We start from the raw sequence: 872 nt of genomic DNA on the forward strand, positions 1-872 counted from the left end.
CCCGCCGCGCTGCGCTGGAAGCCGAAGGGCGCAAGCCTAAAATCGCCATGTTCTGCACAGGTGGCATACGCTGCGAAAAATCGACTGCCTTCGCCCTCTCCGAAGGGGTTGAGGATGTCTACCACCTCAAGGGCGGCATTCTGAAGTATCTAGAAGATGTGCCCGAAGCTGAAAGCCTGTGGGAAGGCGAGTGTTTCGTGTTCGACCAGCGCGTGACCGTGCGCCACGGGCTGGAACCCGGCGCCTATGACCTGTGTCACGCCTGCCGTCGCCCGGTATCGGCACAGGACAAGACATCACCGCTGTTCATTGACGGCATCCAGTGTCCTGCCTGCGCGGCCGAACGTACCGATGAACAGCGCGCACGTTATGCTGCGCGCCAGCATCAGGAAGATCTTGCCCGTGCCCGCGGGACCCATCACATCGGCGGTGATGCCTGACTCGACTGAACAACGCCTGAGGGAGATCATCATGATTGACGAGCCATCCGGGTATCACTGGGCCTCCGATCCATGGTTCACCGATGCCCTCGACCGCTTCATCGAGGAACGCGACAAGGGGCGCACAACCCTCACCCTGGATCTGGAGGCCATCGAGGCCAGTATCTTCAACGGTGACGGCGCCGCCTATCGTCTGATGGAGGCTATGGCGAGCGTCATACGTGAGGAGGGCCATGACGGCTGTCGCGGCGCACCACGCGTTCTTCTGGCAACGCTTCAGCGCCTGAGCGAGCTCAAGGGTAGGGAAACACCGTAATCAACAGGCGCTCGGAATAGTGTGTATGGGGCGTCGCCCCACACCCCACCAAAGGACGGTCGTCCTTTGGAAACCTGTCTGCGAGGGTAGGACGCGGGAGTAACGCCGTCTTTCAG

General features: G+C 61.2%; 1 protein-coding gene and 1 pseudogene. Both read left to right on the top strand.

Annotated elements, in window-relative coordinates; all coding sequences use genetic code 11:
• Positions 1-440, top strand: a pseudogene (locus tag P792_RS36535) (hypothetical protein); the annotation flags it as partial.
• A 31-nt stretch (positions 441-471) separates the two neighbouring features.
• On the top strand, positions 472-756 hold the full coding sequence (locus tag P792_RS26005; RefSeq protein WP_031240433.1) for a hypothetical protein: 285 nt from the start codon (positions 472-474) through the stop codon (positions 754-756).
• Positions 757-872: the final 116 nt, after the last annotated feature.

The organism is Asaia sp. SF2.1, assembly GCF_000505765.1.
Classification (GTDB): domain Bacteria; phylum Pseudomonadota; class Alphaproteobacteria; order Acetobacterales; family Acetobacteraceae; genus Asaia; species Asaia bogorensis.